Origin of the sequence: Craterilacuibacter sp. (assembly GCF_051659485.1) — a bacterium.
GTDB lineage: Bacteria > Pseudomonadota > Gammaproteobacteria > Burkholderiales > Chromobacteriaceae > Craterilacuibacter.
On record NZ_JBOFOO010000221.1, the window covers coordinates 1 to 9498 of the forward strand.

The following is a 9498-nucleotide window of genomic DNA, read 5'->3' on the forward strand; positions in this document are numbered from 1 at the left end:
GGAATTCCATTTCATGGACTTTACCGTCGCGCCAGATTTTCAGCTTGAGCCAGTCGGACAGGGCGTTGACCACAGACACACCCACGCCGTGCAGGCCGCCGGAGATCTTGTAGCTATTGCTGTCGAATTTACCGCCGGCATGCAGGATGGTCATGATGACTTCTGCGGCGGAGCGGCCTTCTTCATGGTGGATATCGGTCGGGATGCCGCGGCCGTTGTCTTCCACCGAGATCGAGTTGTCGGGGTGGATGATGACGCGCACGGTGTCGGCGTGGCCGGCCAGTGCTTCGTCGATGGCATTGTCCAGCACTTCGAACACCATATGGTGCAGGCCGGAGCCATCCTGGGTGTCGCCGATATACATGCCCGGGCGCTTGCGCACCGCGTCCAGCCCTTTCAGGACCTTGATACTGTCTGCGCCGTATTCCTGTTCGCTCATCTTTTGCTTCTCAATTCTTTCAAATGCGGGAGTGGGGAATGGGGAGCCGGGAACGGGATGCGGTACATGGATGGTGACTTCATCCCTCTGTACGGCGGGGGAGGGCTGCCTGCTGGCAGCGGCCCTGTTCCCCATTCCCTGATCCCTGTTCCCGCTGTTGCCTTGCTCAGATCCGCATTGGCATCACGATGTATTTGAAGTTGCTATTGCCCGGGATGGTGAACAAGGCCGAGCGGCCGGCGTCGCCGAAAGCCAGTTGCAGCGTGTCGGCCGGCAGGTTGGTCAGCACATCCAGCAGGTAATTGATGTTGAAACCGATTTCCAGCTCGCCGCCGTCGTAGGCGATTTCCAGCTCTTCTTCGGCTTCTTCCTGTTCGCTATTGGTACACAGGATGGACATGGCGCCATTTTTCAGTACCAGACGCACGCCGCGGAATTTCTCGTTGGCGAGAATGGCCGCGCGTTGCAGTGCGTGCAGGAAGGACAGGCGGTCGATCAGGAACAGGCGGTCGTTATCCAGCGGAATCACCCGGTTGTAGTCGGGGAACTTGCCGTCGACCACTTTGCTGATGATCACGGTGCTGCCGAAGCTGAAGCGTACCTGATTGTTCAGCAGCTCGATCTGGATGGTTTCGTCGCTATCCTGCAGCAGCTTGTACAGCTCGATAATGGTCTTGCGCGGCAGGATGACTTCGGTCTTGGGCAGGTTGCCATCGTGGGTGGCCGAGGCAAAGGCCAGACGGTGGCCGTCGGTGGAAACCAGGCGCACCTGATCGCCCTCGGTCTGCAGCAACAGGCCGTTGAGGTAGTAGCGGATATCCTGCACCGCCATGGCGAACTGGACCTGCGACAACAGACGCTTGAGGTCGCGTTGCGGCAGGCTGAAAGTCGATTCTGCCGCGCCGTTGGGGGAGACAAACGGGAAGTCGTCAGCCGGCAGGGTCTGCAGGTTGAAACGGCTCTTGCCGGCCTTGAGCACCAGCCGTCCGCCATCCTGCGAATCCAGCGTCACCGTGGTATTGGGGATGGCGCGCAGGATGTCCTGCAACTTCTTGGCCGAGGTGGTCAGGCGGAAGTCTTCACCCGGCAATTCCTCCGGGCTGGCAGTGGTGATCTGGATTTCCAGATCGGTGGCGAGGAAACTGACCACGCCACCCTTTTTTTCGATCAGCACATTGGACAGGATGGGCAGCGTATGACGGCGCTCGACAATCCCGGTGACCGCCAGCAGCGGCTTCAACAGGGCATCGCGTTCGGCTTGCAAAATCAGCATGCTCAGGGCTCCCGATTCAAAACAGGTAAAGGTTGGTTAGAGTTCAATTGCGCAACATCGACAGCAGGGCATCGTAATCATGGGCAATATCCGGATTACTGGTGCGCATTTCATTGATGGTCTTGCAGGCGTGCAGCACGGTGGTGTGGTCGCGGCCGCCGAAGGCATCGCCGATATTGGGCAAGGATAGCTGGGTCAGCTCCTTGGCCAGTGTCATCGCCACCTGACGCGGGCGGGCGATGTCGCGCGAGCGCTTCTTGCTGTGCATGTCCGACAGCTTGATCTTGTAGTACTCGGCCACGGTCTTCTGGATCGCATCGACGGTGACCTGGCGGTTGCCGGCCGCCAGAATGTCTTTCAGTGCTTCTTTCACCAGTTCCATCGAAATGCTCTGGTTGGTGAAGCGGGCATAGGCCACCACGCGCTTGAGCGCACCTTCGAGCTCGCGCACGTTGGAGCGCACGTTCTGCGCGATAAAGAAGGCGACATTGTTTTCCAGCTTGAGATTGTCGACTTCGGCCTTCTTCATCAGGATGGCGACGCGCATCTCCAGCTCCGGCGGCTGGATTTCGACGGTGAGGCCCCAGGAGAAGCGCGAGATCAGGCGTTCTTCCATGCCCTCGATCTGCTTGGGGTAGGTGTCGCAGGTCATGATCACCTGCTTGCCGCCGTCAATCAGCGCGTTGAAGGCATAGAAAAACTCTTCCTGCGTGCGGTTCTTGCCGGCGAAAAACTGGATATCGTCAATCAGCAACAGGTCCAGCGAGTGGTAGTAGCGCTTGAATTCGTCGAAGGCCTTGTGCTGGTAGGCGCGCATGATGTCGGCGACGTAGCGCTCGGCATGGATGTAGCGCACCCGTGCCTGCGGGTTCTTCTGGAACACATGGTTGCCGATCGCCTGTATCAGGTGAGTCTTGCCCAGCCCGACGCCGCCATAGACAAACAGCGGGTTATAGGCCGGATCGCCCGGGTTATCGGCAATCTGCAAGGCGGCGGCGCGCGCCAGCTGGTTACCCTTACCGGTAACCAGGCTGTCAAAGGTAAAGCCGGGATTGAGGCGCGTGCTCTCGTGCGAGCCTATGGCCTTGACCGCGGCCTGCTTGGCCTGTTCGGCAAAGCTGGGCGCGGCGGGCATCGCCTGTCTTGCCGGTTCCGCCGTGGCCGGGCGCTGCATATTGCTGACCACCGAAGGCGGGGCGACCGGGCGCATATTGCCCCCTACGCGCAGCTCGATGCTGGTGCCGGGCAACAGCTCGCTGGCCAGATCTTCGATGCGGCTAAGAAAACGGTCCTTGATGAACTGCAGGATAAAACGGTTGGGCGCGAGCAGTACCAAGCCCTCTTCGCCGGCTTCGGCAGAGAGGGGCTTGATCCAGGTGTTGAACTGCTGTGAAGACAGCTCGGCCTCGAGGCGCGCGAGGCACGCCGGCCAAATTTGATCCAGTTCGGTCATTACTCACTAACAAGCAAAACCTGCTGCCGTCGCGCTAGGGCTAGAGGGACGGCAGCAGGTTGCGGAAGAAAAGCCTGCCGTGAAAGGCGGGCACAGATATTCTGGTGATGACGGCCGAGCGGTCAAGACACCCTGCGGTTTAGGGTGAGTCCAAAACTTGAGCAGCGGGATCAGCACGTTAAGTTTGTACATTCTAATGGTTTTTACAAAAGTTATCCACAGGAAGGTCAAAAATAAGTGGTTGACTCCCGGGGTGTTTATCGGTTTAATCACGCGTTTATTTCCGTTTCGAAACAGGAAACCCAATCATGAAACGCACTTACCAGCCATCCAACACCCGTCGCAAGCGCACCCACGGCTTCCTCGTTCGTAACAAAACCCGTGGTGGCCGTGCCGTTCTGGCCGCACGTCGCGCCAAGGGCCGCAAGCGTTTGTCTGTATAAGGCTTTGGCTTTCCGCTTTCGCCGCGTGCACCGGCTTTTAAAAACGGATGATTTTTCATCCGTTTTTAGTTTGCGTCAGGTGCGCAGTAATCCCTTCTTCCAGGTCTACGTCCGTCCCAACGATCTTGGTCACGCACGAGTCGGCCTCGTTGTCGGCAAAAAAGTCGCCAAACGCGCCAATCGCCGCAATTACATCAAGCGTTCGGTACGTGAATGGTTTCGCCTGCATCAGCATGAACTCGGCAGTAACGATTACGTGGTGCGTGCACGCTTGCCCTTCATTCGCAACAACCGTCATGAAGCAGTCGAGGCTTTGGCCTCACTCTTTGCTAAACTGCTGCGATGTCGCGCGCCCTCATCCTCCTGATCCGTTTCTATCAGGTCGCTATCAGTCCGTGGATCGCTCCACGGTGCCGGTATCTGCCGACCTGTTCGTGTTACGCAATCGAAGCGGTGAAGAAGCATGGTGCGCGCAAAGGTGGTTGGCTAGCGGCAAGGCGCATTGCGCGTTGTCACCCATGGGGCGGTAGCGGCTATGACCCGGTTCCCTGAACTTTCCGGTAAAGAGAGATGGACTCCAAGAGACTAATCATTTTCATTACCCTGTCCCTGGCGATTCTGCTGGGCTGGCAGGAATTCTTCGCACCCAAGCCGGTGCCGAAAACAGCTGCGACCGTCACGGCAAGCCGTAGCGGTTCCGATACAACACCTGCGGCTCCGCAGCCGGCCGATTCGGCCATGCTGGAGAGCGGCCAGCGCATCGTCGTCAATACCGACGTGATGCGTGCCGAGATCGACACCATGGGTGGCGATCTGCGCATGCTGGATCTGACCCAGCACGGCCAGACTTCCGATCCTGCCAAGGATTTCGATCTGCTGACCGACAAGGGCGGCCGCGTGTATGTTGCGCAGACCGGCCTGCTGTCCGCGGCAGACCCGCAGCTGCCAACGCACAAGACCCTGTTCATGGCTGAAAAGACCGCGTACAGCCTTGATGGCGACAAGGTTGAAGTCAAGCTGACCGCACCGGAAGTGAACGGCGTGAAGGTGGTCAAGGTTTACACCTTCAGCAAGGGCTCTTACGAAATCGGCGTGCGTTACGACGTGACCAACGCCAGCGGCAAGCCGCTGCCATTGTCGGCCTACTACCGTTTGCTGCGTGACAACAAGGCACCGGAAGGCGAGAGCTACTTCGCGCATACCTTTACCGGTCCTGCGATGTACTCCAGCGAAGGCAAGTTCCAGAAAGTCACCTTCGACGATCTGGACAAGGGCAAGGGCGAACACGTCAAGAACACCGCCGACGGCTGGGTGTCGATGGTGCAGCACTACTTCTTCTCCGCCTGGATCACCAAGCCGCTGGACGGCAACAGTGTCTGCGCCAAGGCTGAAGACTGCAGCTACGACATCAAGAAGCTGGGCAACGGCCTGTATTCGGCCGGTGTGATGGTGAACCTGCCGGTGCTGGCCAATGGCGCGACCGAGTCGCTGACCGTACCGCTGTATGTCGGTCCGGAAGACTACGCGACCATCACCAAGCTGGCTGACGGCATGAACTACGTCAAGGACTACGGCTGGGTGTATATCTTCGCTTCGCCGCTGTTCTGGCTGCTGGCCAAGATCCATGGTTTTGTCGGTAACTGGGGCTGGGCTATCGTGCTGTTGACCGTTCTGGTCAAGGCCGTGTTCTACCCGCTGACCGCCGCATCCTACCGCTCGATGGCCAAGATGAAGGCGCTGGCGCCGCGTCTGGAAACCATGAAGGCGCAGTATGGCGATGACCGCATGAAGTTCCAGCAGGCGGTCATGGAGATGTACAAGAAGGAAAAGATCAATCCGCTGGGCGGCTGTCTGCCCATCCTGATCCAGATCCCCGTGTTCATCGGCCTGTACTGGGCATTGCTCGCTTCGGTCGAACTGCGTCAGGCACCGTGGATCCTGTGGATTCAGGACTTGGCCAAGCCGGATCCTTACTATGTATTGCCGGCGATCATGGCGATCACCATGTTCGTACAGACCTTCCTGAACCCGCCGCCGACCGATCCGGTTCAGGCGAAGATGATGAAGATCATGCCGGTTGCCTTCTCGGTGATGTTCTTCTTCTTCCCGGCTGGTCTGGTGCTGTACTGGGTGGTGAACAACGTACTGTCGATGTCGCAGCAGTACTATATCAACCGCAAGATCGACAACGCCCGCAAGGCCGCGCTGCAGTCCTAAATCGCGGCACTTTGCATCAAAGCCCGGCCGCAAGGCCGGGCTTTTTGGTTTTTATCAGGCAAGGCCATGTAGCCGCATGTGGCTTTGCCTGATAGAACACCTTAAGCCTCCAGATATGTTTCAGTCCGGCACTGTTGCCGGCAAGGACTCGATACCATGAACCTGAGCTATACCCCGATAACGATTGCCGCCATTGCCACCGCTCCGGGCCGGGGCGGGATAGGCGTGATCCGCATTTCCGGCAAGAGCCTGCTGCCGTTTGCTGCCGCTGTTTCCGGCGGCAAGACACCCAAGCCGCGCTATGCGACCTACACCGATTTTGTTGCTGCCGACGGCACGGCGATCGATAACGGCCTGCTGCTGTTTTTTCCCGGGCCGCACAGCTTCACCGGTGAGGATGTGATCGAACTGCAGGGCCACGGCGGGCCGGTGGTACTGAAAATGCTGCTGGCGCGTTGCGTGGAGCTGGGCGCGCGTCTGGCCGATCCTGGCGAATTTACCCGCCGCGCCTTCCTGAACGACAAGATGGATCTGGCGCAGGCCGAGAGCGTGGTCGACCTGATCGATGCCGCCTCGGAAACCGCCGCCCGCGGTGCGCTCAAGTCGCTGAAAGGGGCATTCTCGGGCGAGATCCATGCCATGGTCGAAGACCTGATTACGCTCAGGATGCTGGTCGAGGCGACGCTGGACTTCCCCGAAGAAGACATCGATTTTCTCAAGGCCGCCGACGCGACCGGCAAGCTGGCCTCCATCCGCAGCCAGCTCTCGCGGGTGCAGGCAACGGCGCGTCAGGGTGCCATTCTGCGTGAAGGCATGCATGTGGTGCTGGTAGGCGAGCCCAATGTCGGCAAGTCGTCCTTGATGAACGCGCTGGCCGGTGACGATGTGGCTATCGTCACCGATATTGCCGGCACCACCCGCGATACGGTGCGCGAGGAAATCATGATCGACGATGTGCCGGTGCATGTGATCGATACCGCCGGCCTGCGCGAGACCGACGATGTGGTGGAGAAAATAGGCATAGAGCGCACTTGGGCGGCAGTGGAAAAAGCCGATATGGTGCTGGTGCTGGTCGATGGCCGCGAGGGGATTACGGCCAGCGTCGAGGCTATTCTGGAACGCCTGCCGGCACGCCTGCCGCGGGTATTCGTGTTCAACAAGATAGATCTGGCCGGTGAAGACGCGCGGGTCGACGAGCAGGATGGCCACCCCTTGGTGTATCTGTCGGCGGCGACTCATGATGGTGTAGATCTGCTCAAGGGCAAGTTGCTGGAGCTGATCGGCTACAAGAGCGATGGCGAGAGTGTGTATCTTGCGCGTGCCCGCCATCTGGATGCCATCCGCCGTGCCGGCGAGCATCTGGCGGTGGCGACCAGCGAATGGCAGCTGGTGGAGATTTTTGCCGAAGAATTGCGGCTGGCGCAGAACGCGCTGTCCGAGATTACCGGTGAATTCACGCCGGACGATCTGTTGGGCGTGATCTTCAGCCGCTTTTGTATCGGCAAATAAGGTTAAATGAATGCATGGCCTGTCTGCTGCAAAGGCTTGGTCAGTGCGGGGCTTGGCAGGGTATGATCCCGCCGTCGATATTTTTGAATCTTGTATGCGAATGCCCCGCTTAGCTGCTTTTGTATTGAGCCTGTGCCTGCTACCGCAGGCTTATGCGGCTGACCGTCCGCTGACCGCAGTGCTGACCAGCGATTTTACGCCCTGGATTGTGGTGCATGGTCAGGCGACGGCCAGCGGCCCTTATCCCGAGATCTTGCGTGAACTGGCGCGCCGGGTGAAGCAGCCGCTGCTGCTTTTGCCTTGCCCGATTACGCGTTGCCTGCTCGAGATGGAGGAAGGACGTGCCGATCTGGTGATTGCGGTACAAAAGACACCGGGGCGCGCCCTGATCGTGGATTTTCTCGACCCGCCATTTGCTGCCCCGGCGCGTAGTGGTCTCTTTGTCCGTCGTGCCGAGCAGAGGCCGTTTCTTGGTTATGAAGAACTGTACGGCAAGCGGGTGGCGACCACCTACAACACCCGTTATTCGCCGGTCTTCGATAAGGACACGCGTATCCAGCGCGATGTCGGCCCCAATATCGAGGGCAGCTTCAACAAGCTGATGAGCGGCAGGGTCGATGTGGTGATTGCCAATCTGGTCCATGGCGAGGAAGTTGCCGCCCGGCCCGCTTACAAGGGGAAGGTGGTGCGCCGGCCGCTGGAGCTGGCCGGTTCGGCATCGCGCCAGATCGGTTTGGCGCGCGCTTCCCCTTACTATTCCCTCAAGCCCCAGTTGCAAGAAGCACTGGCCGGCATGGTCAGTGACGGAACAGTCAGCCGGCTGCTGGCGCAGGTGGGGGACTGAGGCGATGCAGTAATCGGTCCGGCCGGTCGCTGCAGACCATGTCTACCCCCCATTCATCGAGTTCTGCCGCCCGTTGTTCGGTATTGACGGTCCATGCCATCAGTGCGAAACCGGCATGCTGCACCGCCCGTACCCGCTCCTGACTCAGATCCCTTTCATCGGCATGCAGGGCGCTGGCAGCACAGGCTTGTGCCTGCTGCTGCCAGTTGCTGGGCCAGCCTGAGATCAGCAAGGCGCGCGCCAAGGCGGGCGCTGCGGCTTGTGCTGCGAGTAGCGCGCTTAGCGAAAATGAAGATAATAGCGGCTGTCGCGCGGCACCTTGCCACAGCAGAGCGGCTTGTTGCGCGACGAGATGCCCGGTTTCGTGTTCGCGGCCGGGGCAGGGCTTGATTTCCAGATTGACCATCATGCCGGCTTGCTGCGCCGCGCCGGCCAGCGCCGCCAGCGTCGGGATACCCTCGCCGGCAAACCCCGGATGAAACCAGCGGCCGGCATCCAGTGCCGCCAGCGCCGCGCTATGCTGCTCTGCCAGCCGGCCTTGGCCGTTGCTGCAGCGCTCAAGCCGTTCATCGTGGAAGATGACGGCGACACCATCGGCGGACAATTTGACATCGCACTCGACGGCAGGAATACCCAGTTGTCGGCTGATTTCCAGTCCTGCCAGCGTATTTTCCGGTGCCAGTGCTCCACCCAGACGATGGGCAAACAGGGCGGGCCATGCATGATGGTCGCCAGATGCGGGTATTTTCATTGCGGCCTCCAGTGAGGGTTTGGGAATTCTGTCTTATTTGTGCAACGCAATATCGGCGCAATGGGGTGAAGCGGCAATAGTTTCCTGTAGGCTGTCTGATCTTGATCACAGCTTGCCGGCCCCGCTTTGCTTACCCTTTAGCGCCTTGCGCGCTACATACGTTTGCACGATGTTTATGTCGCGATAATGTAAAAGTATTGCGCAATATGGACATACATGTTTTAAATCAATTTCAAACATCCGTTCGAATACGCCGCGGACGGATAAAAATTACTAGATCATTTTTAAACCATCAGGGAAAGGAAGACCATGCAAATTGCCATCCCGGCAGAGACGGGGGAGTCGCGGGTTGCGGCAACACCGGAAACGGTGAAGAAATTCATCGCCATGGGTCATACAGTCGTAGTGCAAAGCGGCGCGGGTTTCGATTCGGCGGTACTCGATAGCGGCTATGTCGATGCCGGTGCCAGCATCGCGGCCAGCCGTGCCGATGCCTTCAAGGATGCAGATATCGTGCTGGCGGTACGCCCGCTGGACGAGGCTGCCATTGCCGAGCTGAAACAGGGCGC

10 protein-coding genes and 1 pseudogene are annotated in these 9498 nt (G+C 59.2%); 7 read left to right on the forward strand and 4 right to left on the reverse strand.

Annotated features, from left to right (window positions below; translation table 11 throughout):
• The 3 genes from ACRC1E_RS07910 to dnaA all read right to left on the reverse strand — a co-directional run.
• The coding region (locus ACRC1E_RS07910) for an ATP-binding protein (protein WP_438514560.1) at positions 1-439 on the reverse strand (439 nt) is incomplete at its 3' end.
• 166 nt (positions 440-605) lie between these two features.
• Entirely contained in the window at positions 606-1712 is a 1107-nt protein-coding gene (gene dnaN / locus ACRC1E_RS07915) for a DNA polymerase III subunit beta (RefSeq protein WP_438514561.1), read from the reverse strand.
• Positions 1713-1755: 43 nt separating this feature from the next.
• Positions 1756-3165, reverse strand: coding sequence for a chromosomal replication initiator protein DnaA (gene dnaA / locus ACRC1E_RS07920; protein WP_438514562.1), 1410 nt, complete (start codon positions 3163-3165; stop codon positions 1756-1758).
• 308 nt (positions 3166-3473) lie between these two features.
• On the opposite strand from dnaA, the gene rpmH reads away from it, so the two are divergent.
• The 6 genes from rpmH (at position 3474) to ACRC1E_RS07950 (ending at position 8178) form a co-directional block, all read left to right on the forward strand.
• Positions 3474-3608, forward strand: a complete 135-nt coding sequence (rpmH, locus tag ACRC1E_RS07925) for a 50S ribosomal protein L34 (protein ID WP_124735580.1) — start codon at positions 3474-3476, stop codon at positions 3606-3608.
• Positions 3609-3612: 4 nt separating this feature from the next.
• Positions 3613-3975, forward strand: coding sequence for a ribonuclease P protein component (gene rnpA, locus ACRC1E_RS07930; RefSeq protein WP_438514563.1), 363 nt, complete (start codon positions 3613-3615; stop codon positions 3973-3975).
• A complete protein-coding gene (yidD, locus tag ACRC1E_RS07935; protein WP_438514564.1) occupies positions 3951-4160 on the forward strand; it encodes a membrane protein insertion efficiency factor YidD in 210 nt (69 codons plus the stop codon). The genes rnpA and yidD overlap by 25 nt, the downstream gene beginning before the upstream one ends.
• 18 nt (positions 4161-4178) lie before the next feature.
• Positions 4179-5825 (forward strand): membrane protein insertase YidC, encoded by a 1647-nt coding sequence (gene yidC, locus ACRC1E_RS07940; protein ID WP_438514565.1) that lies wholly within the window; start codon positions 4179-4181, stop codon positions 5823-5825.
• A gap of 162 nt (positions 5826-5987) precedes the next feature.
• Positions 5988-7334 (forward strand): tRNA uridine-5-carboxymethylaminomethyl(34) synthesis GTPase MnmE, encoded by a 1347-nt coding sequence (gene mnmE / locus ACRC1E_RS07945; protein WP_438514568.1) that lies wholly within the window; start codon positions 5988-5990, stop codon positions 7332-7334.
• A 100-nt stretch (positions 7335-7434) separates the two neighbouring features.
• Positions 7435-8178 carry a substrate-binding periplasmic protein gene (locus ACRC1E_RS07950; RefSeq protein ID WP_438514566.1) on the forward strand — a complete coding sequence of 248 codons (744 nt, stop codon included), beginning with the start codon at positions 7435-7437 and terminating at the stop codon, positions 8176-8178.
• Here the strand turns inward: ACRC1E_RS07950 and ugpQ are convergent.
• Entirely contained in the window at positions 8147-8929 is a 783-nt protein-coding gene (ugpQ, locus tag ACRC1E_RS07955; RefSeq protein WP_438514567.1) for a glycerophosphodiester phosphodiesterase, read from the reverse strand. The genes ACRC1E_RS07950 and ugpQ overlap by 32 nt on opposite strands.
• A gap of 309 nt (positions 8930-9238) precedes the next feature.
• On the opposite strand from ugpQ, the pseudogene ACRC1E_RS07960 reads away from it, so the two are divergent.
• Positions 9239-9498: pseudogene (locus ACRC1E_RS07960) on the forward strand (NAD(P)(+) transhydrogenase (Re/Si-specific) subunit alpha); the annotation flags it as partial.

Excerpts from the sequence above, each read along its gene's own strand:
- dnaN (WP_438514561.1), bottom strand. The coding sequence starts at position 1,712 with ATGCTGATTTTGCAAGCCGAACGCGATGCCCTGTTGAAGCCGCTGCTG.
- dnaA (WP_438514562.1), bottom strand. The coding sequence starts at position 3,165 with ATGACCGAACTGGATCAAATTTGGCCGGCGTGCCTCGCGCGCCTCGAG.
- rpmH (WP_124735580.1), top strand. The coding sequence starts at position 3,474 with ATGAAACGCACTTACCAGCCATCCAACACCCGTCGCAAGCGCACCCAC.
- yidD (WP_438514564.1), top strand. The coding sequence starts at position 3,951 with ATGTCGCGCGCCCTCATCCTCCTGATCCGTTTCTATCAGGTCGCTATC.
- yidC (WP_438514565.1), top strand. The coding sequence starts at position 4,179 with ATGGACTCCAAGAGACTAATCATTTTCATTACCCTGTCCCTGGCGATT.
- ACRC1E_RS07950 (WP_438514566.1), top strand. The coding sequence starts at position 7,435 with ATGCCCCGCTTAGCTGCTTTTGTATTGAGCCTGTGCCTGCTACCGCAG.
- ugpQ (WP_438514567.1), bottom strand. The coding sequence starts at position 8,929 with ATGAAAATACCCGCATCTGGCGACCATCATGCATGGCCCGCCCTGTTT.